The sequence below is a fragment of the Flavobacterium gillisiae genome (genome assembly GCF_900107635.1).
In the GTDB taxonomy this organism is placed as follows: domain Bacteria; phylum Bacteroidota; class Bacteroidia; order Flavobacteriales; family Flavobacteriaceae; genus Flavobacterium; species Flavobacterium gillisiae.
Window position 1 is genome coordinate 16,171 of sequence record NZ_FNRD01000013.1, and the last position, 23,594, is coordinate 39,764.

Annotated in this window: 22 protein-coding genes and 1 other RNA gene; 8 read left to right on the top strand and 15 right to left on the bottom strand. The window is 34.0% G+C overall.

Features of this window, described 5'->3' with window-relative positions; genetic code table 11:
* Positions 1-45: 45 nt before the first annotated feature.
* The 3 genes from fmt to BLV35_RS15710 form a co-directional block, all read right to left on the bottom strand.
* Positions 46-993: a methionyl-tRNA formyltransferase gene (gene fmt / locus BLV35_RS15700; protein ID WP_091092424.1), complete on the bottom strand. Its 948-nt coding sequence runs from the start codon at positions 991-993 to the stop codon at positions 46-48.
* The gene (locus tag BLV35_RS15705; protein ID WP_091092426.1) at positions 993-2,888 is read right to left on the bottom strand and encodes a RecQ family ATP-dependent DNA helicase; all 1,896 of its coding nucleotides are present in this window, start codon (positions 2,886-2,888) and stop codon (positions 993-995) included. Before BLV35_RS15705 ends, fmt begins: the two co-directional genes overlap by 1 nt.
* Positions 2,889-2,959: 71 nt before the next feature.
* A complete protein-coding gene (locus BLV35_RS15710; RefSeq protein WP_091092749.1) occupies positions 2,960-3,499 on the bottom strand; it encodes an AAA family ATPase in 540 nt (179 codons plus the stop codon).
* Positions 3,500-3,651: 152 nt separating this feature from the next.
* On the opposite strand from BLV35_RS15710, the gene BLV35_RS15715 reads away from it, so the two are divergent.
* The 4 genes from BLV35_RS15715 to BLV35_RS15730 all read left to right on the top strand — a co-directional run bounded on the left by BLV35_RS15715 (position 3,652) and on the right by BLV35_RS15730 (position 7,052).
* Positions 3,652-3,936, top strand: coding sequence for a DUF493 family protein (locus BLV35_RS15715; RefSeq protein WP_091092429.1), 285 nt, complete (start codon positions 3,652-3,654; stop codon positions 3,934-3,936).
* Positions 3,937-4,028: 92 nt separating this feature from the next.
* Positions 4,029-4,751 (top strand): DUF4290 domain-containing protein, encoded by a 723-nt coding sequence (locus tag BLV35_RS15720; protein ID WP_091092432.1) that lies wholly within the window; start codon positions 4,029-4,031, stop codon positions 4,749-4,751.
* A 92-nt stretch (positions 4,752-4,843) separates the two neighbouring features.
* Complete coding sequence (gene murA / locus BLV35_RS15725; protein WP_091092436.1) at positions 4,844-6,157, top strand: UDP-N-acetylglucosamine 1-carboxyvinyltransferase; 1,314 nt, start codon at positions 4,844-4,846, stop codon at positions 6,155-6,157.
* Between the two features lie 19 nt (positions 6,158-6,176).
* The gene (locus tag BLV35_RS15730; RefSeq protein ID WP_091092438.1) at positions 6,177-7,052 is read left to right on the top strand and encodes a cation diffusion facilitator family transporter; all 876 of its coding nucleotides are present in this window, start codon (positions 6,177-6,179) and stop codon (positions 7,050-7,052) included.
* 293 nt (positions 7,053-7,345) lie between these two features.
* On the opposite strand, the gene aroQ is transcribed toward BLV35_RS15730, so the two are convergent.
* Together aroQ and BLV35_RS15740 are read right to left on the bottom strand one after the other, a co-directional pair.
* Positions 7,346-7,759 carry a type II 3-dehydroquinate dehydratase gene (gene aroQ, locus BLV35_RS15735; protein ID WP_091092440.1) on the bottom strand — a complete coding sequence of 138 codons (414 nt, stop codon included), beginning with the start codon at positions 7,757-7,759 and terminating at the stop codon, positions 7,346-7,348.
* 73 nt (positions 7,760-7,832) lie between these two features.
* A complete protein-coding gene (locus BLV35_RS15740; protein ID WP_091092443.1) occupies positions 7,833-8,396 on the bottom strand; it encodes a porin family protein in 564 nt (187 codons plus the stop codon).
* A 496-nt stretch (positions 8,397-8,892) separates the two neighbouring features.
* On the opposite strand from BLV35_RS15740, the gene xerD reads away from it, so the two are divergent.
* The gene (xerD, locus tag BLV35_RS15745; protein ID WP_091092445.1) at positions 8,893-9,789 is read left to right on the top strand and encodes a site-specific tyrosine recombinase XerD; all 897 of its coding nucleotides are present in this window, start codon (positions 8,893-8,895) and stop codon (positions 9,787-9,789) included.
* Positions 9,790-9,846: 57 nt separating this feature from the next.
* Here xerD and rny read toward each other — a convergent pair whose 3' ends face one another.
* From rny to BLV35_RS15765, 4 genes are all read right to left on the bottom strand, one after another.
* Positions 9,847-11,409 carry a ribonuclease Y gene (rny, locus tag BLV35_RS15750; RefSeq protein ID WP_091092447.1) on the bottom strand — a complete coding sequence of 521 codons (1,563 nt, stop codon included), beginning with the start codon at positions 11,407-11,409 and terminating at the stop codon, positions 9,847-9,849.
* 49 nt (positions 11,410-11,458) lie between these two features.
* Positions 11,459-11,568, bottom strand: a non-coding RNA gene (ssrS, locus tag BLV35_RS15755) — 6S RNA.
* A 51-nt stretch (positions 11,569-11,619) separates the two neighbouring features.
* Positions 11,620-11,913, bottom strand: a complete 294-nt coding sequence (locus BLV35_RS15760; protein ID WP_091092450.1) for a cell division protein ZapA — start codon at positions 11,911-11,913, stop codon at positions 11,620-11,622.
* Between the two features lie 8 nt (positions 11,914-11,921).
* Positions 11,922-12,212, bottom strand: a complete 291-nt coding sequence (locus BLV35_RS15765; RefSeq protein ID WP_091092453.1) for a hypothetical protein — start codon at positions 12,210-12,212, stop codon at positions 11,922-11,924.
* Positions 12,213-12,389: 177 nt separating this feature from the next.
* Here BLV35_RS15765 and BLV35_RS15770 point away from each other — a divergent pair, with 177 nt between their 5' ends.
* From BLV35_RS15770 to BLV35_RS15780, 3 genes are all read left to right on the top strand, one after another.
* The gene (locus BLV35_RS15770; RefSeq protein WP_091092455.1) at positions 12,390-14,087 is read left to right on the top strand and encodes a M23 family metallopeptidase; all 1,698 of its coding nucleotides are present in this window, start codon (positions 12,390-12,392) and stop codon (positions 14,085-14,087) included.
* Between the two features lie 15 nt (positions 14,088-14,102).
* Positions 14,103-16,571, top strand: a complete 2,469-nt coding sequence (locus BLV35_RS15775; protein WP_176980637.1) for a TonB-dependent receptor — start codon at positions 14,103-14,105, stop codon at positions 16,569-16,571.
* A 115-nt stretch (positions 16,572-16,686) separates the two neighbouring features.
* Positions 16,687-17,409 carry a hypothetical protein gene (locus tag BLV35_RS15780; RefSeq protein WP_091092457.1) on the top strand — a complete coding sequence of 241 codons (723 nt, stop codon included), beginning with the start codon at positions 16,687-16,689 and terminating at the stop codon, positions 17,407-17,409.
* Positions 17,410-17,424: 15 nt separating this feature from the next.
* Here the strand turns inward: BLV35_RS15780 and BLV35_RS15785 are convergent, their stop codons facing one another.
* The 6 genes from BLV35_RS15785 to BLV35_RS15810 all read right to left on the bottom strand — a co-directional run bounded on the left by BLV35_RS15785 (position 17,425) and on the right by BLV35_RS15810 (position 23,531).
* Positions 17,425-18,126 carry a DUF2971 domain-containing protein gene (locus BLV35_RS15785; protein WP_091092459.1) on the bottom strand — a complete coding sequence of 234 codons (702 nt, stop codon included), beginning with the start codon at positions 18,124-18,126 and terminating at the stop codon, positions 17,425-17,427.
* A gap of 1 nt (position 18,127) precedes the next feature.
* A complete protein-coding gene (locus BLV35_RS15790; protein WP_091092462.1) occupies positions 18,128-18,307 on the bottom strand; it encodes a hypothetical protein in 180 nt (59 codons plus the stop codon).
* A gap of 46 nt (positions 18,308-18,353) precedes the next feature.
* Complete coding sequence (locus tag BLV35_RS15795; protein ID WP_091092465.1) at positions 18,354-20,183, bottom strand: ABC transporter ATP-binding protein; 1,830 nt, start codon at positions 20,181-20,183, stop codon at positions 18,354-18,356.
* Positions 20,183-21,910 carry a phospho-sugar mutase gene (locus tag BLV35_RS15800; protein WP_091092467.1) on the bottom strand — a complete coding sequence of 576 codons (1,728 nt, stop codon included), beginning with the start codon at positions 21,908-21,910 and terminating at the stop codon, positions 20,183-20,185. The genes BLV35_RS15795 and BLV35_RS15800 overlap by 1 nt, the downstream gene beginning before the upstream one ends.
* Positions 21,911-22,028: 118 nt before the next feature.
* Positions 22,029-22,985 (bottom strand): glycosyltransferase family 2 protein, encoded by a 957-nt coding sequence (locus BLV35_RS15805; protein ID WP_091092470.1) that lies wholly within the window; start codon positions 22,983-22,985, stop codon positions 22,029-22,031.
* A 3-nt stretch (positions 22,986-22,988) separates the two neighbouring features.
* A complete protein-coding gene (locus BLV35_RS15810) occupies positions 22,989-23,531 on the bottom strand; it encodes a DUF4199 domain-containing protein (protein WP_091092472.1) in 543 nt (180 codons plus the stop codon).
* Positions 23,532-23,594: the final 63 nt, after the last annotated feature.

Below are 23,594 nucleotides of genomic sequence, written 5' to 3' on the forward strand. Positions count from 1 at the left end.
CTGTTATTTGTTGTGATTTGTAAAAACCACCCTATTTTATTGAGGTTAATAGACTTTTGCGTCGGCAGAAAACGTGATTCCATTGAGGAATTCAGGTGTTGTCATCTTCTTTTTGCCAGGAAACTGTAAACTTAGAACCTGAATAAAGCCATTTTCTACTGCAATTTTCATTTCTTTCTTGGTGCAAACCATACTACCGGTATTTAAATCATGATCTTCAAGTAGTATTTTAGCATCATAGATTTTTACATTCCATTCTTCATTTTTGTCTGAAAACACACACCATGCAGTCGGATACGGACTCAATCCTCTAATTAGGTTATTGATTTCTGAAGTTGATTTTGTCCAATCGATTTTACAGTTTTCTTTGTTAAGTTTAAATGCTGATTTGATATCAGAGGAATCTGTCTGAATGGTGGTTGTTACATTTCCTTTTTCGATCAACTCTAAAGTGCTGATAACAGTTTCGCTTCCCAAATGCATTAAACGGTCGTGTAATTGTCCCGCATTTTCATTTGAATCAATTTCAATTTCTGAGCTCATAATCATCGCGCCGGTATCAATCTTGTCGTCAATGAAAAAAGTTGTAACTCCTGTTTTAGTTTCACCATTAATTATTGCCCAGTTTATTGGCGCAGCCCCACGATAATTGGGTAGAAGAGATGCGTGTAGGTTAAAAGTTCCTAATTCGGGCATTTCCCAAACTACTTTTGGTAGCATTCTAAAGGCAACAACAATTTGCAAATTAGCATTCAGAGATTTCAATTCTTCTAAGAACGATTCCTCTTTAAGGTTTGTTGGTTGTAATAGTCTTAAATTGTTAGCTAACGCATATTCTTTTACTGCTGAATATTTTAATTTTTGGCCACGACCTGCTGGTTTATCGGCGGCAGTAATGACGCCGACAACTGTATATTTGTTTTTTATTATAGTATCCAAAATGCCAACGGCAAATTCTGGTGTTCCCATAAATACGATTCTTAATTTTTCCATTATAGTTTTAAGGTATATTTATTATTTGACTTTATCAGTATACGTTCATTTTCTAAAAGCTGTTGCAGCACAAAGATAATATCGTCTGATTTTTTATTTGTTTTATTTTCAATCTCTCTCGAATTTAAATCGGCAATTTTTAGTAAACTGATTATTTCTTTAGAAAGACTGGAACTATCTGTTTTCTTGTTTTTTTTAGTAATGCAGTAGGAGCAAATGCCGCAGTCAGTATTTGTTTTTTCGCCGAAATAGCTCAAAATCAATTTGCTTTTGCAGACTTTTTCTTCACTAATGTAATGCAATACTGATTTAAGTTGGTCTTTTTTAAGTTGATTTTGGTTTTCTAAATATTTAGAAACTCGGGAAATAGTTCTTTCGTCTTCCCTAATCTCATTAAAAATTAAAGAGGCGTCATTGTTCTTTGATTGGTAATCAACAATGTCTTTTTCTTTTAATTTTTGTAAAACAGCCAGTACTTGAGCTTCAGTATGCTTTGATTTTTTTGCTATTAATTCTAAGTTAAAGGCAGTTTGCGTTTCGTAAATTCCGGCGTAGGTTCTGAGAATGGCCAAAATGATTTCCTCATCGTTGCGATTCAAACTCATGTATCGAATTAGCTCTTTAGAAGGGATAATGAACTGTAACAAAATCTTTTCTGAAAATTCTTGTGACAGTGTAATGATTCCTTGTCGGTCTAAAAACTGCATTGCGTTGTATGTTTTTAGAACTGGAAATTTATATTTTAAACAAAAATGATTCAAATTAAAAGAGAATCTTTCATTGATTCCTTCTCCGTATGCAATCTGGAAAAAATTACATAGTTTGTTATACATTTCATTTAGAAACTTTTTGTCAGGGAGAATGTGGATAAACTGATTTTCGGCCTGTTTAATATCTGAAGGGTTTGTGAGTAGCACGGCAAATGCTTTTTCTCCATTTCTACCAGATCGTCCTGCTTCCTGATAGTAGTTTTCAAGATTTTCAGGTAGCTGAATGTGAATTACGGTCTTGACGTCTGCTTTGTCAATTCCCATCCCAAATGCATTTGTAGCGACAATAACTTGTGCTTTGTCTTCCATCCAAAGCTGCATATTCTTATCTTTCTCTCTTGAGGTCAGTCCGCCGTGATAATAAGTAGCTTTAAATCCTAAGGATTGTAATTGTGATGAAATTTCGATACAGGATTTTCTGTTTCGAACATAGATTATTGAGGATTGCGGATTTTTCTTTAGAATTTGCTCGATTCGAAAGAGTTTATCCTCCACTTCAAAAACCATATAAGCAATGTTTTTCCTTGCAAATGATTTTTCAAAAAGCTGCGGCTCTTCTAAACCGAGTTCCGTGATAATGTCTTCTTTTACTTTTGGTGTTGCGGTTGCGGTTAAAGCTAAAAAGGGAACTGTAGGGAAATGTGTTTTTAAGTTGGAAATTTTTAAGTAGGCTGGCCGAAAATCATGTCCCCATTGCGATACACAATGTGCTTCGTCGATGGTTATCAAATTGATGGGCAGATTTTTTATTCTGTCCAAAATCCAGTCTGACTGCAGGCGTTCAGGAGATAAATAGAGAAATTTATAATTTCCAAATTGGCAATTATCTAGCAGGTCAATCATTTCATCTGATTTTATTCCGCCTGTCAATGCGATTGCTTTGATGTTTCGCTTTTGCAAATTGGCAACCTGATCTTTCATTAAAGCTACCAAAGGAGAAACTACTAAACAAATTCCTTCGTTCATCATCGCAGGAATCTGAAAACATACTGATTTACCTCCGCCAGTTGGCATCAATGCAAAGGTATCCTGACCGCTTAAAACGGAATCGATGATTTCATTTTGCAGCGACCTAAAGGAATCGTGTTTCCAGTATTTTTTTAGGATTTGTAATGCTTCTGACATCAATTATGAATTTTGATTACAAATTTCGAATTACAAATCAGAGATTCATAGTTCCTAACTCAAACAACTAATTACTTAGAAATTTCATCTAATATAAAAAGAATTCTGTTATCTATAGTGTCTTTGGGAACTTCTGTAAGAGAATAACCATAGCCTTCATAGGTTTCTATCAGGTGATTTTGGATTAATTTAGCTTGTTCGTAGTTTTCATAGCGGGCTTCATCACTCACGTAAATTTCTTCCCAGGGAGGAAGAATGAAAATTTTACTATAAACATGTTCTCTGCAAATCGCATCAAAAGAAGCAGGGTAACTGTCTCCAATATAATGCATATATGCCAAAACATCAGGAATTCCGCGGTCAATAAAAACAACATCATGCGGTTCATTCTGTGCATCAACGAATTGTTTTTTTCTTCCTTCAAGAAGTAGTTCGCTGAACAATAATGGCTTTTCGAGAAATAATTGCTCGATACCTTGTTTTTTTGCCTCTAAGGTTACTTCTCTGGAAATTTCTGGGTAACAACAAAAGCCTTTGTCTATTAATCCATCGATAATAGTACTTTTTCCTGTTCCCGGACCGCCGATAATTACTATGATTTCTTTCTGCACTTTTTGGAAATAAGGCGCAAAAGTACTCAAACTTATTGGAAATCGAAAAAATCATTACCATTAAAATAATAGTTTTCGGTAAAATTTAATAATTGATAATTCGTAATTTACATTTGAAACCGTATATTTGCTATTATTATTTTAAATATAAAATGGATAAAAATACCGAAGAATTTTATACTAGATTAAAAGTGGAGTTGGATATGAGTAATACTTGGCCTGCTTTATATTTGTTTAAATTTATTGTGCCTTCTGAAAATGATAACATTGTTCGAGTAGAACAGGCTTTTGACTGTATGGGCGCCGTTATTAAAACGACAAAATCCAAAACAGGAAAGTTTACCAGTATATCAGTTGATGTTCAGGTTAAGGATTCTCAAGAAATAGTTGATAAATACCTAGAAGTTTCTACAATTAAAGGTATCGTTTCCTTATAGATAGGGAAGAGACTGATTAAAGCAAATACAAACACTTAATTTGTTCTTTGTTTATATCAGGCTGTAACATAGATTCAAAATTAAATTCACTTATGAATTCAAAATACCAAAAAGAAATCGCGAACGATGTCGTTCACCATTTAGAATATAATGCAGAGCGATCGCATTTAATTATTCCTGAATATGGTCGTCATCTACAAAAACTTATTGAGCAGGCAACTGCAATTGAGGATGCAGAAGAGCGAAATAAAGCTGCAAAATATATCATTCAAGTAATGGGTAGTTTGAATCCCCATCTGCGTGATGTATTGGATTTTCAACATAAATTATGGGATCAACTTTTTATTATGTCTGATTTTAAATTAGATGTAGAGTCACCGTATCCTATACCATCACGTGAAGTTTTACAGCTAAAACCGGACGTGTTACAATACCCTCAGAATTTTCCGAAATACAGGTATTATGGTAACAACATTAAGTACATGATTGATGTTGCCAATAAATGGGATGATGGAGACATGAAAAATGCGTTGGTTAAAGTGATTGCAAATCACATGAAAAAATCGTACTTAAGTTGGAATAAAGACACCGTTAAAGATGACGTGATTTTTGAGCACTTATATGAACTTTCGGATGGTAAATTAAATATGATTCAAAGTACGGAGGAATTGATCAGTACATCTGATTTATTGCGAACGAACAAGCGAATATCTAATAAGATTTTGCCGGTTGGCCAACCAAAAATTCAAAGCAATAAAAACACAAAAACGGGCAAATCAAAAACATATACAAAAAACAATAATAATCAGAAATAGTAGTGCTTTAAAATAGGGCACGGATTGGGGAGCATCTCTTTCATTAAATTCGAGCAGTTTTAAATGTATTACATAAATCTTACTACAATCATATGGGAATTTTCAAAATAGAAGGAGGCATTCGACTAAAAGGTGAAATCACTCCACAAGGAGCAAAAAACGAAGCATTACAAATTTTATGTGCTGTTCTTTTAACCCCTGAAAAAGTAATAATTAATAATATTCCAGATATTATTGATATCAATAAATTGATAACACTTCTAGGCAATTTAGGTGTGAAAATCCAAAAAAATGGTCCTGGTTCTTATACTTTTCAAGCTGACGATGTTAATGTTGACTATCTTGAAACAGAAGCATTTAAGAAAGAAGGAGGATCACTACGTGGTTCTATCATGATTGTTGGTCCGTTTTTGGCCCGTTTCGGAAAAGGGTATATTCCTAAGCCGGGTGGTGATAAAATTGGAAGAAGAAGATTAGATACACACTTTGAAGGTTTTATTAACTTAGGTGCAAAATTCCGTTACAATAGAGAAGATCATTTTTATGGTGTTGAAGCTCCAGATGGTTTGACAGGTACTGATATGCTTCTTGACGAAGCTTCAGTAACTGGAACTGCAAATATTGTTATGGCTGCTGTACTGGCAAAAGGTATAACAACGGTTTATAATGCTGCTTGCGAACCTTATTTGCAACAGCTTTGTAAGATGTTAAACTCTATGGGTGCTAAAATCACTGGAGTTGGATCAAACTTATTAACTATTGAAGGCGTTGAAAGCCTTGGTGGATGTGAGCATAGAATTCTCCCTGATATGATTGAAATTGGGAGTTGGATTGGATTAGCCGCAATGACCAAAAGTGAAATTACTATTAAAAATGTAAGTTGGGATAACCTGGGAGTAATTCCAAGTACATTTAGAAAAATTGGTATTACATTAGAACGTAGAGGAGATGATATTTATATCCCGTCTCATGAAAATGGATACGAAATTAAAACAGATATTGACGGTTCTATTCTTACCGTTGCAGATGCACCTTGGCCAGGATTTACTCCTGACTTACTAAGTATTGTTTTAGTTGTGGCAACGCAAGCTAAAGGAGATGTTTTAATACATCAAAAAATGTTTGAAAGTCGATTATTCTTTGTCGATAAATTAATCGATATGGGGGCAAAAATTATGTTGTGTGATCCACATAGAGCTGTAGTTATGGGGCATGATTTTCAATCACAATTGAAAGCGACAACCATGTCTTCACCAGATATTCGTGCGGGGATTTCTTTATTGATTGCAGCGCTTTCAGCAAAAGGAACAAGTACGATACAAAATATTGAGCAAATTGATCGTGGTTATGAAAGAATTGACGAACGATTAAGAGCTATTGGTGCTAATATTGTTCGTGTTGAATAAAAAAATGTAACAACAAGTAATGACGAATGAACAAACTGCTGTAAAAGCAACTTACTTTAGTATCATTGGAAATGCCTGCTTAGCCCTTATTAAAGGGATGGCAGGCTTTTTTGGCAATTCATATGCCTTAATTGCTGATGCTATTGAGTCTACGACAGATATTTTTGCTTCGTTTTTGGTATTGTTTGGAATCAAATATTCTAGCAGACCAGCGGATAAGAATCATCCATACGGGCATGGTCGTGCCGAGCCATTAATCACCTTTATAGTGGTTGGCTTTCTAATAACTTCGGCTACTATTATTGCTTATGAAAGTATTTCAAATATTCGAACGCCTCATGAATTACCACAGTCTTGGACACTTCTGGTTCTGGGAGCAATTATTATTTGGAAAGAATATTCTTTTAGGTTAGTGATGAGAAGAAGTATAGAAACTAATAGTTCATCATTAAAAGCAGATGCCTGGCATCATAGGAGTGATGCAATTACTTCTGTTGCCGCGTTTGTTGGGATTTCTATCGCACTATTATTAGGAAAAGGATATGAGTCGGCAGATGACTGGGCTGCACTTTTTGCTTCAGGATTTATTCTGTTTAATGCGTATCTTATTTTTAGACCAGCTCTCGGGGAAATAATGGATGAACATGTATATGATGATTTAATTGAAAATATTAGAGAAGTGTCAACTCAGGTTGAAGGGGTTATCGATACTGAAAAATGTTTCATCAGAAAAGCCGGCATGAAATATCACGTAGACTTACATGCGATTGTAAGTGGCAATATTTCAGTTAGAGAAGGACATGATATATCTCATAAGTTACAAGACAGACTCTTAAAAGAACTTCCTGAATTAGGACATGTCCTGATACATGTGGAACCGGATAAATACAAGTAAGGATTTTCTTGAAATGATTAAAGACCGAGCCCTATTTTTAAAATGGAACTTGGTTTTTTATTTATCCAAAAGTTTTTTTTTTATTTTAATACATCCAGAGATTTCAATCCAAAAACTACTCCGTCTCCATTAACCCCATTTAGATACGAGCTTCTATAATCAACTATAAATATTTTAAACTTACCAAAACCAAGATTGTCAAGACCAACTGTGAATTCAGAATACGGTTTTGTGTTTGGTATGGCTAGTGCATTAATTATTGTTAAATATTTATAGGATTTTTTTGATACTTACTACAGAAACGAGTGTACAGCTAATTCGTAACTTTGTAGTCCAAACCCTAGGATAACTCCTTTTGCATTTCCTGAAATATAAGATTGATGTCTAAAACTTTCACGTGAGAAGGTATTTGAAATATGTACTTCGATAACAGGAGTCGTGATAGCTTTAATAGCGTCACCAATGCCAATTGAAGTATGTGTATAGGCACCAGCGTTTAAAATAATTCCGTCATAGCTAAAGCCATATTCCTGAATTGTATCGATTAGCTCTCCTTCAATATTACTTTGGAAATAGCTAAATTCTATAGTTGGAAATTTTATCTGTATTGTGGTGAAATATTCTTCAAAAGTAAGACTGCCATAAACTTCAGGTTCTCTTTTTCCTAATAGGTTTAAATTTGGGCCATTAATAATGCAAATTTTCATCGTTCTTGTTTTTGTAAAAATAAAAAAACCGTTCTAATTATAGAACGGTTTTTTGAAAATTGTTTTAATTCTTTTAGAAAAGGAATCCAGCTGAAACTTGTACTACTGAATTTTTTACCTGTGCGTCCTTAGAAGCGTCGGTCAATCCTAAGCTATAACGACCTTCAAGGAAGAAACTCTTAGTAATTTTGAAGCCAAGTCCCGCATTAGCAGCAAAGTCAAATGTACTGGCATCCTTCACATCAAAATTATTTCTTTCGCTCAATAAAAAGGAAGCTTGTGGTCCTAATTCAAGGCTGACTACTTTATTCAAATAAATTTTGGCCATAACCGGAATCGATAAATAGCCTAGTTCGTTTTGAAATTCTTCTACAGCATTTTTGTAGGTAGCTCCTTGTGTAGAGTACAATAGTTCAGGTTGTATTGAGAAGCTGTCTACCAGTTTAATTTCCGCCACTAAACCCGCATGATAACTAGTAATTGCAGATGTTTGATAATTAGTGCTGTTGATGGTGATATCTGAACCATTTTGATTAGCGTAATTTAATCCGCCTTTAATTCCAATTTTCACTAATTGGGCTTGAACGGAAGCAGACATAGCGAGTAACACTACGGCAGCAAAGATTGTTTTTTTCATAAAATTGTATTTAAGTAATAATTTCTAATTTGAAGCTGCAATTTATAACACTTTAATAATATAAATATTGCCTTTCACTTTTCTTTATTTTTTTGTTGTTATAACAGTGTCGCTAAATCAAATACTGAGCCGTAAATTAAAAAAGGATTGTACTATAGTTTTTCAAATGACTGTTTCGGTATTGTAAAAATGGTTGCTAGGAATTGTTAGTTGTTGGTATCTAGTGTTTTATGATGTAAAAATAAAATTTATATTTTTTAGGTTGCTAAATTTTAAATTATTAAAAATATGCTGAGTAGTAGGTTGAAGAGGTAAATTGTTTTTGGTCGTGTAAGTTTCATTTATCGAAATCTTAAACGCTATAAGCATTGTAAATAAAGTTGTATCAGCATTTATAATTCCCTTTCGATTATTAATTCGTTTTTTGGATTAGTTATTTAGTCGCCTCTATATTTGGTTGGTTTTTTTATGTGTAAAAAAGGCTTTACTTTGTAATATGAGTTGGAGTTCCTATATTAAAAGTTATCAGTCCTATTTGAAGATTGAACGAGGTTTGTCAAAAAATACGATAGAAAATTATTCTTTTGATGTCGAAAGGTTGTGCTTATTTCTCAGTGAAAATAAAATAGAAGTTTCGCCACTTAAGATCGGGGAGGAAACGGTGCAGCAATTTATATATGCAGTTTCAAATCAAGTTAACCCGCGCTCTCAAGCTCGGATTATATCAGGTCTAAAAAGTTTTTTTGGCTACTTGATTTTTGAAGATTATCGAATGGACAATCCTTTGGAATTAATTGAATCACCGAAAACGGGTAGAAAGTTACCAGATACATTGTCTATTGAAGAAATTGATGCCTTGATCAAGGCAATTGATTTAACTTCAAATGAAGGAGAGCGCAATCGCGCGATGCTAGAAACTCTTTATGGTTGTGGTCTTCGAGTTTCAGAATTAGTGTCTTTAAAGATTTCCGATTTATTCTTTGACGAAGGTTTTATTAAGATCACAGGGAAAGGAAATAAGCAGCGTTTTGTGCCTATTGGTGCCTTAGCACAAAAATACATTCATATCTATAAAGACACCATTAGAATTCATCTGAATGTAAAGAAAGAGCATGGGGATGTTTTATTTTTGAATAGAAGAGGAAGCCAACTCACAAGGGCCATGATTTTTACAATTATCAAAGATTTGGCGGTTAAAATAGACTTACATAAAAAAATAAGTCCACATACCTTTCGTCATTCTTTTGCGACTCATCTTCTTGAAAACGGTGCCGACTTGCGTTCCATTCAGTTGATGCTTGGGCATGAATCAATTACTACAACAGAGATTTATTTGCATCTGGATAGGAAATTTTTAACGGAAGTGATTAATAACTTTCACCCCAGAAAATAAAAAATTCCAAAAACCATTTGACTGGAATTTGGAATTTTGATATTGGAAATTAAAGTTTTACTTAGCAATATTTACTGCTCTTGTTTCTCTAATTACTGTTACTTTAACCTGACCTGGATAAGTCATTTCTGTTTGAATTTTTTGTGAAATTTCAAAAGATAGTGTCGCTGCATTATCGTCAGATACTTTTTCACTTTCTACAATAACTCTTAGTTCTCTACCAGCTTGAATTGCATAAGCATTTTTAACACCAGTGAATCCGTAAGCTACTTCTTCTAAGTCTTTCAAACGTTGAATATAAGAGTCTAATACTTGTCTTCTTGCACCCGGTCTTGCACCTGAAATGGCATCACAAACTTGGATTATTGGAGACAATAGAGATTTCATTTCTATTTCATCGTGGTGCGCTCCGATAGCATTACATACTTCTTCTTTTTCACCATATTTTTCAGCCCATTGCATTCCTAATAATGCGTGAGGTAAATCACTTTCTGCATCTGGCACTTTACCGATATCATGTAATAAACCAGCTCTTTTAGCTAATTTTACATTCAGACCTAATTCTGCTGCCATAATTCCACAAAGTTTAGAAACTTCACGGGAGTGTTGCAATAAATTTTGTCCGTAAGAAGAACGGTATTTCATACGTCCCACTACTTTTATTAATTCAGGGTGTAATCCATGAATTCCTAAATCTATAACGGTACGTTTTCCAACTTCTATAATTTCATCGTCAATTTGTTTGGCTGTTTTAGCAACAACTTCCTCAATACGGGCAGGGTGAATACGTCCGTCTGTTACTAATTTGTGTAAAGCTAAACGTGCAATTTCTCTACGTACAGGATCAAAACAAGAAAGGATGATAGCTTCCGGTGTGTCATCTACAATGATTTCTACTCCAGTTGCTGCTTCTAGTGCTCTAATGTTACGTCCTTCGCGACCAATTATTCTACCTTTAACATCGTCAGATTCTATGTTGAATACAGATACACAATTTTCTACCGCTTCTTCTGTTCCAACTCTTTGTATAGTATTAATGATGATTTTCTTAGCTTCTTGCTGTGCCGTTAGCTTAGCCTCTTCAATTGTATCTTGAATATGAGACATGGCCTTCGTCTTAGCTTCTGCTTTTAGACCTTCTACTAATTGATTTTTTGCGTCTTCAGCAGATAAGCCTGAAATTACTTCAAGTTGTTGTAATTGGCTTTTATGTAGTTTGTCAACTTCTACTTGTCTTTTGTCTAAAACTTCGATTTTAGCAGTGAATTCGGTTGTTTTTGCTTCAAAATCATCGTTGACTTTCTTTACCTTCGATAATTCATTAGAAACTTGTGATTCTTTGTCTCTGATTCTTTTTTCAACTTCAGCTACTTTTTTGTCTCTTGTCAGAATTACTTGTTCGTGCTCTGATTTTAATTCAATAAATTTTTCTTTTGCTTGAAGGATTTTATCTTTCTTTATATTCTCAGCTTCTAGGTTAGCATCTTTTAAGATGGATGAAGCTTCTTTTTTTGCGTTTTTAATAAGATTAGAAATATTGCTTTTTTCTATAATTTTAGCGATTCCAAAACCCGCTGCAATACCTATAATTCCTGAAATAACGATCGTTAATATGTCCATGTTTGTTAAAATTTATATATAAAAAAAGCCTACATTAAGTTGATTGAATAAACTCGAAAATGACAAGTTTTGAGCTAACTCACTGTTCAAGTTTCCTCGCCTAGGCGTGGCATGCTTTAGTAGTGATGATTTGCTCATTCTAAATTATTAGTGTTGAGTTTACCAAATGTGAACTAATGTAGGCAGTATCTTAGTTTCTGTAAAGAACGTTTAATTGTCGAGATATTGATCTAAAAGTGCATTCAATTTTTTAATTCTTTCAATAGTCTCATCTCCATTGATAGTATTATCTATTTGTTTTTGTTCTACTTGAGAAGCAAATTGCAAAGCGCACATGGCTAATACATCTTGTTTGTCTCGTACCGCATAGTTTTCTTCAAATTGCTTCATCATTACATCAATCTTTTTAGAAGCACTTCTAAGTCCTTCTTCCTGAGAAAGGTCTACCGTTAATGGATAGACTCTGTCTGCGATTGATATCTTAATTTTAAGCTTTTCGTCCATATGTTTTACTAATCAGATAGCTGTGCTATACAGTAATCAATTTCCCGAATTAATGAATTTATTTTAAGCTTCGTATCTCTTTTATTATCGTCACTGCCTAATAATGAGTTGGCAATCTTAAGTGTCTCATATTGCGATTTTAACGCTTCAATCTCGTTTGACTGAGTTTGTATGATGTGTGCAGACTTTGTTAATTCGATTTTTAATTCTTGAGTATTTTGATCTAAACGTTTAATTTTTAGAATCAGTTTTTCAACTTTATTTTCAAGAGTATCAATTATTTCTACAATTACACTCATTATTTATCCTATTCATTACTTAATATTACAAATTTAGTATTACTTTTTATTATTACAATATATTATTCGTTTTTTTATTAGAAAATAATCAAATTGTTGTAATGTAAATGGTTACAAAATGTATTATTTTATAAAGAAGAACAAATTACTTTTTTTATCTTAGCAAAAATGAATACCATGAGATTTTTACTTTTTTTTCTGTTGTTTTCGGGCGCTATTCTGGCACAAACAGAGTATCCCAAGGACTATTTTAGCCCTCCATTAGACATTCCTATGCAGCTTTCAGGTAATTTTGGAGAATTGCGGCCCAATCATTTTCATGCGGGTTTTGATTTTAGGACTTTGCAGCGAGAAGGCTTGGAAGTTCACGCTGTTGCTGACGGCTATGTATCTCGAATAAAGATTTCGACCTACGGGAATGGTAAAGCAATTTATATAACGCATCCAAATGGATTTACATCTGTTTATTGTCATCTTCAAAAAGGTGTTGGTGCCATCGAAAATTATATTGAAAAAGCACATTATAAAGAAAAATCATTTGAGATAGAAATGTTTTTGAAACCGAATGAGTTGGTTGTCAAAAAAGGACAAACCATTGCGTTGACAGGTAATACTGGATCTTCAGAAGGGCCTCATTTGCATTTTGAATTTCGCGACAGCAAAACAGAGAAAATTATCAACCCGATGCTGTTTGGTTTTGATAAAGATGTAAAAGACACTAAAAAGCCATCGGTTTCAGCCGTTTATGTATATCCTGTTGACAGTAAAACTTCGGTAAACCAATCGAAACGCCCGTTATTGTTAAATTTATCTTTGCAAAAGGATGGAAGCTACTTAGCAAATAAGGTGGCGGCTAATGGAAAAATAGGTTTTGGTATCACAGCTGTTGATTATGATAATGTTTCGGGTAATAGAAACGGAATTTATAAATTGCAAACGTACTTGAATGGAAAACCTAGCTTTGGTTATCAACTAGACACGTATTCATTTGACGATATGCGTTATGTCAATGCCTTAATTGATTATTCAAGATATAAAACAACTTCACAAAGGGTGCAAAAACTATTTATGGTGAATCCTTATAAATTGAGTTTTATAAATACAGATGATGCAAACGGTATTGTTACAGTAGTTCCTAACTTAACGTCTGTTTATCGTATTGAAGTTTCCGATTTTCAGGGGAATACAACAAAGATTTCAATTCCTATTAGTTATGACTTGTCGTCAACCATTATTGATAAGGAGCCAGTAGTTTCTAATTATTTCGTAAAGGTGAATAAAGACAACAATTTCACTAAAAATAATATGTCGGTTTTCTTTCCTGCTGGAACATTTTACGAAGATTTTGATATGAATTTTAATGTTAAAGACGATACCCTATATCTTCATGATGAGACGGTTCCAGTTCACTCCAATTTTACAATTACAATCGAGGATAATAAATACACGGAGAGTCAAAAGGAAAAAGTATTCATTGCAGATATTAGTAAAAGTGGACGAGTAGGCTACAATAGTACTTCTAGGAAAGATAATGTATTTACGACCAAGGTGAGATCATTGGGTAAATACACATTAGCAATGGATACTGCTGCGCCTACAATTTCTATTGGAAGCGCTATTGAAGGCAAATGGCTGAGTACCCAAAAAACGATTCAACTTTCAATTAATGATAGCGGTTCAGGAATAAAGAGTTACAATGGTTATTTAAATGGAAATTGGATTTTATTTGAATATGATAATAAAACTAGGCGAATTACGCATAATTTTAGTGATGGTATTGTGGCAGAAGGTGCTAATGATTTAAAAGTGGTTGTCACGGATAATGTAGGAAATTCTACTATCTTTGAAACTCAATTTTTTAGAAGTCAAAAATAATAATATACAGACATCTTGAGTATCAATAAAATAATCATTGTTTTTATTACTTTTTGGATTAGTTTGCCTTTGTTTGCGCAATCCGCACGCATTAAGGGAGTTATTCTCGATGTAAATAATCGACCGGTAGAAAATGTAAATATTACCGCTTCAGGAAGTAGAACACAATCTAATGAAAACGGATTTTATCTTGTCAAGGTGCCTTTAAACCAAAGAGTAGCTATCGTTTTTAGCCACGTTTCTTTAAAGAAAGCAACGGTATATCTTACCCTAAAAACAGATGAGGACTACGAGTTCAACTTGGTTATGAATAATCGGGAAGAGCAAATGGGTGAAATTATAGTAACTACAAACAATAGGAAGCAAATTCAAGGAATTACCACGATCGAACCTGAGGTTATTCGAAAAATTCCCGGAGCCAATGCCGGTATCGAAAATATTTTAAAAACACTTCCTGGAGTTAATTCGAATAATGAATTAAGTACGCAGTATGCTGTTCGAGGTGGAAATTACGATGAGAATTTGGTTTATGTAAATGAAATCGAAATTTATCGCCCTTTTTTAATTCGCTCTGGACAACAGGAAGGGCTGAGCTTTACCAATACTGATTTGGTTCAAAACGTAGAATTTTCGGCAGGTGGTTTTCAAGCAAAATTTGGGGATAAATTATCTTCGGTTTTAGATATTACGTATCGAAAGCCTACGCAATTTGGCGCTACAGTTGAAGCGAGTTTTCTTGGCGGAAGCCTGTCAGTAGATGCTATTTCAAAAAATAAAAAGTGGACAGCAATTACCGGAGTTCGCTATAGAAATAACAGTCTTTTAGTCAATAGCCAGGATACGCAAACTAATTTCACTCCCGCCTTTGTCGACGTGCAAACGAATATCAATTATCAGGCTTCAGCAAAATGGCAGTGGAGTTTTCTAGGGAACATCTCTCAAAATAAATACCAATACCAGCCCTTAACACGAGAAACCAAATTTGGAACCATAGATAACCCGATGGCGCTTACGGTGTATTATGAAGGTCAAGAAAAGGATAAATACGATACTTATTTTGGTGCTTTAAAAACAACATTCAAAGCAGCAGATACTTTTACATTAAAGTTTATTGGTTCTATTTTTCATACCTTGGAACAAGAACATTTTGATATTTTTGCTCAATATCGTTTAGGCGAAGTGGATTCAAATATTGGATCAGATACCTATGGCGACGTAGCTTTCACCCGAGGTATTGGTAGTCAACTTAATCATGCTCGAAATGATTTGGATGCGTTAATCATAAATACCGAAATAAAAGGATTTCACGACTGGAGAAAAAACCAATTGGAATGGGGAGTTAAATATACCCGTGAATCGATTCGGGATAGAGTAGTGGAGTGGGAAGTAATTGATTCTGCTGGTTTCTCTATAAACCCTCCAATTATTGATTTACCTAGAAATGACCAACCATATTCTCCTTATACTGGGCCATTAGTTCCGTACCAAAATGTACGAGCCACCAATTTTAATACAATCAATAGGTTTTCGGGTTACGGGCAATGGAGTAGAAAAGACAAGATAGGCAACAGTGAAGTTTGGTACAATGCTGGAGTCCGAATCCATAATTGGGAAGTTACAGGCGGGAATGTCAATGGGTCTGCTCAAACGACCTTTAGTCCCAGAGCACAATTTGCTATAAAACCAGATTGGGAAAAGGATATGGTTTTCAGGCTTTCAGGGGGTGTGTATCATCAGCCGCCATTCTATAGAGAACTCAGAGATGCTGACGGTGTGGTTCAGCCTAATGTAAAAGCGCAACAATCCATTCATTTTGTACTAAGCAACGATTATAGTTTTAAAATGTGGGAACGCCCTTTTAAACTGGTTTCAGAGTTGTATTATAGGTCACTTACGGATGTAAATACCTATACAATTGATAATGTTAGAATACGTTATGCTGCTTCTAATGTGGCCAAAGGGTACGCACAGGGACTTGATTTTAGGTTGAACGGAGAATTTGTTCCCGGAACTGAGTCTTGGTTTAGCTTTGGTTATCTAAAAACAGAAGAAAACAGCGAGAATAGAGGTTATATCGCTAGGCCTACTGATCAGAGATTGAAATTCGGACTTTTGTTTCAGGATTATATGCCTAATATTCCAAGTGTTAAAATATATTTGAATTTGGTTTACAATACTGGATTGCCGGGAGGTTCTCCTTCTTATGCTGATCCTTATTTGTATCAAAATAGATTAAATGATTATCGTAGGGTAGATGTTGGGTTTTCAAAAGTGCTGTTGGATAATACTATAGGAAAACCAAAAACAAATTGGTTAGGAAATTTTAAAGAGCTTGCCATAGGATTAGAAATCTTTAATCTATTTAATAATCAAAATGCGATTACCAATACCTGGGTGCGTGATGTTTATTCTAAGAACGAATATGCAATTCCCAATTATATGACTACGCGTGTTTTTAATGTTAAGTTGAGTGCTAGATTATAGGGTAGGATGAATAGTCATTAGGATAACCATTCGTTTTATCATATAAAATAGTTATAAATATCAGAACCGTTTTTAAAATTCATTACATTTGGATTTATTTTAATAGTACATCATCATGAAAAAATTACATATAGCATTATTAAGTATCACCGTTTTGCTTTTAGCAAGTTGTAAGCAGGAAGTGGAAAAACCTAAAGTAATTTATGATGCTGCCAATAAAGGAAAAGGAATTTCTAAAGTGGACTCTACTCAAGTAGCTATTTCTGATTTACCTATTCAAATGGAAGGCACTGATTATTTGATTCATCCTGTAGGAGATTTGAGAGTTTATGAAAGAGGAACGAAAGCAAGATATGGCTCTTCGAGTGTGATTGATTTGAGTTTTACGATTTCTAATTATGGAGAAAATGAGATTACGGGCTATTTGCAAAACTTAAAGTTTCAAAAGACTGATTCTGATTCGATACGACCATTAACGGATAAACCAGCTTTAATACAAACAGCTACTTATTTGAAATCTGTTTCTGATAGGGCCAAAAAACAAATTATGGTGTACACCATGTTTGATACGGATACAAATAGGGATGGGAAATTAGATAGTAGTGATATTAAATGCTTGTACTTAAGTGATATTAGCGGCAAGCGCTTTACAAAAGTGTCAGAGGATTTTCAGGAACTGATTGATTGGAATTTAATAGATTCTAAAAACCGTTTGTATTTTAGAACGGTTGAAGACACTAATAAAAATGGACAGTTTGATAAGAATGATGTGGTGCAGTACAATTACATCGATCTGTCAAATAATGAATGGAAAGTAATTAATTACGAGCCAATTTAGAATATAGGTAAACCCCTAAATCAGTATATCGCTCTCTAAATCTGATTTTTCAATAGTAAAATCAAAGCCAAGTTGTTTTACTAAATTGATGACAAGGTCTTTATACCAGTTTTCTGATTTTGGATGGATGTAAATTTTTTCAATCAACTGATCTATGTTTACATTAATTTTAAGTCCATCATTAAGTGAAATGTTGTTTTCGGATACATCAGATAGGATTCGGACTTCACGCTCGTACTGAAAGCTTTTTCGTTTGAATAAAAAAGGGAAAAACATATCGTCAAAAGGGATATATTCTTTTTTATAATCAATATAATTCACCTCGCCAATATACTGTTTGTAATTGTTTTCAGGAGTTAGTGCGTTTTGCAATCGACCAATTGTAGATTGTATGGCTAGTCCCTCACTGTTTTGGGTGAATATTTGCCACATAGCAAAAGATTCATATTCATTGATATGCCAACTGCTGATGGCTACCTTTTCACGGTGTATTTTGTAAAATTTTAAAAAATCAGGATTGTCGATCGATAATTTTCTGATTTCTTCAAAAGTAGGTTCGCTAAAAGTACCTTCATATTGATCCTCAAATTTATCAGAACGTGACATAAAAAGTTTCTGAGACATTAACAAATCCAAAAATTTAGACAAATCCAAATACTTCCAGACAATGGTGTCAGGATCTTCTGGAAGTTTTATATTTTGATTGTCTAGATACATTTTAAATAGATTTCGGAAATCGCATGGAATATTGACCAACAAAAAAAGCAATTAGAATCCAAATTACAATAAATTTAGAAATATACTCTTGTACAATCTGCTCTCCAAAAATATAATCGAAAGCAAATATAAAGCTAACAGAAACTATTATAAACAGCATTCCAAAATATTCTCTTTTCATGTTATTTTTTTATAAGTCTAAAAATAAATTAGTTATGTTTGAATTATTATTCAAATGACTGCAAATTAACTAATTTATTATACATTCCGTTTAAAGCAATTAATTCGTCATGATTTCCTTGCTCTACAATTTTTCCTTTTTGCATCACGATAATAGTGTCTGCTTTTTGAATGGTTGAAAGACGGTGTGCAATGACAATTGATGTTCTGTTTTGCATCATGTTTTCCAAAGCTACTTGTACAAATTTTTCACTCTCTGTATCCAATGCTGATGTAGCCTCATCCAAAATCATAATTGGAGGGTTTTTCAATACGGCACGAGCGATAGAAAGTCTTTGTTTTTGACCACCAGAAAGTTTATTACCACTGTCGCCAATGTTAGTGTGGATACCTTTTGGCAACTCATTTACGAATTCATAAGCATTAGCGATTTTCAGCGCCTCAACAATTTCGTCGTCAGTAGCATCTAGTTTTCCTATTGAAATGTTCGCTTTTATAGTGTCATTGAATAAGATACTATCTTGTGTAACTAGTCCCATTAATCCACGAAGCGACTGCAAGTTCATGTCTTGTATGTTCGTGCCGTCAATAGTAATAGTTCCTTCGTTAACGTCATAAAAACGAGTCAATAGATTAGCAATGGTACTTTTCCCGCTTCCGGATTGTCCTACCAGTGCTACGGTTTGCCCTTTTTTAACTTGAAGTGAAAAGTCTTTCAATACATTTTCATCTTCGTATTTGAAATTGATATTTTTAATTGTGATATCAGACTCAAACGTATTTTTTACAATGGCATTTTCTTTGGATGTGATTTCGTTTTCCACTTCTAGAACTTCAAAGACGCGCTCTGCAGCTGCTAATCCATTTTTTACGGAATACGACGCTTTAGAAATTGCTTTTGCCGGGGTAAGGATGTTAAATGCCAATGTCAGATAGACAATAAAAGCAGATCCATCTAAGGTTTTTTCGATAAGAACTAAATTACCACCATAGAAAAGTAAAACGGCTATGGTTGTTACTCCCAGAAACTCACTTAATGGCGTGGCTAAATTATTTCTACTTCCTATACTGTTCGTTAAGTTTAATAAGCGGGTTACTGAATCATCGAATCTGTTTTTAAAATTAGGTTCGGCATTATAGCTTTTGATTACTTTTAATCCTCCTAAAGTTTCATCTACAATAGAAATCAGGAATCCACTTTCTTTTTGCGCTTCTAGTGATTTAGCTCTAAGGTTTTTGGCTAGTTTTGAAATAATCCATCCTGAAATAGGCATGAAAATTAAAACAAATAAAGTCAGTTTTGTGCTTATGATAAACATCGTTGCTAATGCAAAAATAATAGTAAGCGGTTCTTTTACAACTAATTCTAAAATAGAAAAAAAGGAATTCTGCACTTCGTTGACATCACCAAGCATACGAGCCATGATATCTCCTTTTCTTTTTTCAGAATAGTAAGATATAGGTAATTCTATAATTTTATTATACATTGATTTTCTCAAATCTCTTAAAACACCATTCTTGAGGTGCATAATATGATGTGATGCCAAATAGTTGAATAAGTTTTTAAGTAAAAATGTAGTAATTACCATTAAAACAACAAATAACAAGGCAACTTGAATGCTGTTGTCTTTTGTTAATGATGAAATTTGAAAATACATATAATCAGTACCAAACTGTTTTATATCTCCTATTCCAGTATACACTGGTTTAGCTAGTACTGCTTTTGTTTTACCAAAAAGTACTTCAAGCACTGGGAGAAGGGTAAGCATAGAAATAGTACTAAACAATGCGTATAAAACATTGTAGACTACATTCCAGATGATATGTGACTTATATGGTTTTGTATAAGGAAGTAATTTTAATAAACTTTTATCCATTATTTCAATTGCATTGCAGTAATTATATTTTTAATTTTTTGATCTAAAACAGCTTCTACTTCCTTGAAGTCTGCAACATCATCTAATATTGTATTGACACTGATGTAGAATTTTATTTTTGGTTCCGTTCCACTTGGTCTTGCGCAAATTTTAGATCCGTCTTCTGTGTAATAGATTAGTACATTCGATTTTGGAATGTCCATTGCGCTTTCTGAACCGTCTAATAAGTTCTTAGCTACAGAGGATTGATAATCTTCGACTATAATTACTCTTTGTCCGTTTATTTCTTTTAATGGGTTTTCGCGCAAGTCAATCATCATTTGATTTATTTCTTGCAATCCTTCCATTCCTTTTTTAGTAATAGAGACTAAGAATTCTTTGTAAAATCCATTTTCTACATACAATTGCAGTAGCTCTTTATAAACAGTACTTCCTTTCGCTTTAGCTTGCGCAGCTACTTCACATATTAATAGGGTAGCGGCAACGGCATCTTTATCGCGCACTGCGTCACCTACCATGTATCCAAAACTTTCTTCACCACCACCAATGAATTCCTGCTCTGGGAAATCTTTGATCATTTTTGCAATCCATTTAAAGCCGGTTAAACCCACTTTACATTCTACATCGTAGTTTGTAGCCAGTTCCATCATCATCGGAGTAGAAACAATCGTTGATCCAACAAATTGTTTTCCGTTTATTTTACCTGCATTTTTCCATTTTTCTAATAAAAAAGCAGTCATCAAAATCATGGTTTGATTTCCGTTTAATAAAGTCATTTGACCTTCATTATTTCGAACAGCAATACCTAAACGGTCACAATCAGGATCAGTACCAATAACTATATCAGCATTTGTTTTATCAGCTAAAGCTAACGCCATTGTCAAAGCTTCCGGCTCTTCTGGATTTGGAGACTTTACAGTTGGGAAATCACCGTTTGGAACTCTTTGCTCTTCTACAATATGCACATTGCTGTAACCAGCTTGTGATAAAGTGTCTGGAACTAAAGTTATAGAAGTTCCGTGTAATGAAGTAAAAACGACATTTAAGTTCTCTTTAGCTTCAGCGGGAGTATTAAAACTTGCGTTTTCAATAGATGACTTTATAAAAGCGGCATCGACTTCTGCACCTATATAATGAATTAAATCTTCATTAGCTTCAAACTTAATTTGATTGAAGTTTAGCTTTTCGATACCATTTATAATAGCTTCGTCTTCTGGAGGAACAATTTGTCCGCCATCTTCCCAGTATACTTTGTATCCGTTATATTCAGGAGGATTATGTGATGCTGTAAGTACAATTCCGCATTGGCATCCTAAATGCTTAACAGCAAATGACAATTCTGGTGTAGGTCTCAATTCTGAAAATAAATACACTTCGATACCATTGGCAGAGAAAACATCAGCAACTAGTTTTGCTAAAGTATCACTATTGTGACGACAGTCATAAGCGATAGCAGCTTTCAAAGGCTGGTTAGGAAAAGCTTTGTGTAGGTAATCAGAAAGTCCTTGCGTACTTTTTCCAAGGGTGTATTTATTGATTCTATTGTTTCCTACGCCCATTACACCTCGCATTCCACCAGTTCCAAACTCAAGGTCTTTGTAGAAACTTTCTTCTAGTTCTTTTGGAGAACCAGCTATTAATTCTTTTACTGCTAGCTGTGTTGCTGCGTCAAATGTTGGAGTTAACCATTCGTTCACCGCATTTAAAATGTTTTGTTTAATTTCCATTTCTATATATTTTTAAGTTTTTAGTTCAAATTTAGGAGCTGATCCTGCTATCCGTTACAATCTTTTATGCTGAACCCCAGCATAAAAGGATTCCTACTTCTATCAGGGCTAGGGCAAATTATAAATTAACCTCGCTTGAAATTTTATAACGCTCTTCGTTGCTTTTAGTACGTAAAATTATTTCGCCAAGAAATCCTGCCAAAAATAATTGGGTACCTAATACCATTGTGGTTAAGGCAATAAAAAACCAAGGGTTGTCAGTTACTAAGTTATAGCGCATATTAGTATACATATGGTATAGTTTTGAAACTCCAATGTATCCCGCCAATAAAAACCCAATGATGAACATTAGCGATCCCATGGCTCCAAATAAATGCATTGGTCTTTTTCCAAATCGTGAAAGAAACCAAATCGTAATTAAATCCAGGAATCCATTGATGAAACGTTCCATTCCAAATTTGGTTTCCCCATATTTTCGAGCTTGGTGTTGCACTATTTTTTCTCCGATTTTTCCAAAACCAGCATTTTTTGCCAAAACAGGAATGTATCGGTGCATTTCACCCGAAACTTCAATGTTTTTTACCACTATATTTTTATAGGCTTTTAGCCCGCAATTGAAATCATTCAGTTCTACACCAGACGTTTTTCTGGCTGCCCAATTGAATAATTTTGAAGGAAGATTTTTAGCAACCACTGAGTCGTAGCGCTTCTTTTTCCATCCAGAAACTAAATCAAAATTTTGGGTAGTAATCATATTGTACAAGCCCGGAATTTCTTCAGGACTGTCTTGTAAGTCGGCATCCATTGTAATAATGACATCGCCTTTGGCTTTAGCAAAACCAGCATGTAAAGCCTGAGATTTACCAAAGTTTTTCATGAAACGAATTCCCTTTACATTTGGGTTTTCGGCCGCAAATTCTTCGATAATCGACCAGGATTTGTCGGTGCTTCCATCATCTAGAAAGATGATTTCATAGGAATAATTGTTCGACTGCATCACTTTAATAATCCAAGTATAAAGCTCTTTAAGTGATTCTTCCTCGTTAAGAAGGGGTATAAGTATGGATAAATTCATTAATTACAGGCTTTGAGGATTTTCGTTTTTTACAATTGCACCAACAATCATTGAATATATTAATCCGAAAAACGAATACATCGCAAGTGTTACCGGAAGGACAATTAAAGGGTTCATGAATTTTTTCATCATTGCAATTCCCACTTCCATATCCTTACTAGAAATATTAGGAGTTTGTTTGAGCATCTCATCTTTAGAAATAGAAATCATCTCGTTTATGAATTCTGGAAACATATAGTTGAATATAATGTTAAAGGTACCATAGATAAAAGCAGCGACAAAGGTGATAGAAACGCCTGTTTTTAGACATTCACCAAAGGAGATGAAGCCATTATTTAGGTTCTTTTTGTAATTAGTACATCCCAAATAGATGAATAGAAGGGGTAGTACGAGGTAATTAGCAATATTTACGATCACTCCGGCACTTGTGCCTACTAAGGATCGCATTCCTATTATGTACATAATAACGAATTCCAGAACCATTATAACACCAAACAATACACCATATACTAGTCCAGACTTAGCTGGGGATACACTTTTTTCCATAGAGACTTTATTTATTAATCCACAAATATAACAATTCCCAATATATTGGGCTACAAAAAACAG

Coding starts and splice junctions, on each gene's coding strand:
- murA (WP_091092436.1), top strand. CDS start 4,844: ATGGGAATTTTCAAAATAGAAGGAGGCATTCGACTAAAAGGTGAAATC.
- BLV35_RS15740 (WP_091092443.1), bottom strand. CDS start 8,396: ATGAAAAAAACAATCTTTGCTGCCGTAGTGTTACTCGCTATGTCTGCT.
- BLV35_RS15760 (WP_091092450.1), bottom strand. CDS start 11,913: ATGGACGAAAAGCTTAAAATTAAGATATCAATCGCAGACAGAGTCTAT.
- BLV35_RS15730 (WP_091092438.1), top strand. CDS start 6,177: ATGACGAATGAACAAACTGCTGTAAAAGCAACTTACTTTAGTATCATT.
- aroQ (WP_091092440.1), bottom strand. CDS start 7,759: ATGAAAATTTGCATTATTAATGGCCCAAATTTAAACCTATTAGGAAAA.
- BLV35_RS15720 (WP_091092432.1), top strand. CDS start 4,029: ATGAATTCAAAATACCAAAAAGAAATCGCGAACGATGTCGTTCACCAT.
- BLV35_RS15785 (WP_091092459.1), bottom strand. CDS start 18,126: ATGTATCTAGACAATCAAAATATAAAACTTCCAGAAGATCCTGACACC.
- BLV35_RS15795 (WP_091092465.1), bottom strand. CDS start 20,183: ATGGATAAAAGTTTATTAAAATTACTTCCTTATACAAAACCATATAAG.
- BLV35_RS15770 (WP_091092455.1), top strand. CDS start 12,390: ATGAGATTTTTACTTTTTTTTCTGTTGTTTTCGGGCGCTATTCTGGCA.
- BLV35_RS15765 (WP_091092453.1), bottom strand. CDS start 12,212: ATGAGTGTAATTGTAGAAATAATTGATACTCTTGAAAATAAAGTTGAA.
- BLV35_RS15705 (WP_091092426.1), bottom strand. CDS start 2,888: ATGTCAGAAGCATTACAAATCCTAAAAAAATACTGGAAACACGATTCC.
- BLV35_RS15715 (WP_091092429.1), top strand. CDS start 3,652: ATGGATAAAAATACCGAAGAATTTTATACTAGATTAAAAGTGGAGTTG.
- BLV35_RS15810 (WP_091092472.1), bottom strand. CDS start 23,531: ATGGAAAAAAGTGTATCCCCAGCTAAGTCTGGACTAGTATATGGTGTA.
- rny (WP_091092447.1), bottom strand. CDS start 11,409: ATGGACATATTAACGATCGTTATTTCAGGAATTATAGGTATTGCAGCG.
- BLV35_RS15790 (WP_091092462.1), bottom strand. CDS start 18,307: ATGAAAAGAGAATATTTTGGAATGCTGTTTATAATAGTTTCTGTTAGC.
- fmt (WP_091092424.1), bottom strand. CDS start 993: ATGGAAAAATTAAGAATCGTATTTATGGGAACACCAGAATTTGCCGTT.
- xerD (WP_091092445.1), top strand. CDS start 8,893: ATGAGTTGGAGTTCCTATATTAAAAGTTATCAGTCCTATTTGAAGATT.
- BLV35_RS15780 (WP_091092457.1), top strand. CDS start 16,687: ATGAAAAAATTACATATAGCATTATTAAGTATCACCGTTTTGCTTTTA.
- BLV35_RS15800 (WP_091092467.1), bottom strand. CDS start 21,910: ATGGAAATTAAACAAAACATTTTAAATGCGGTGAACGAATGGTTAACT.
- BLV35_RS15805 (WP_091092470.1), bottom strand. CDS start 22,985: ATGAATTTATCCATACTTATACCCCTTCTTAACGAGGAAGAATCACTT.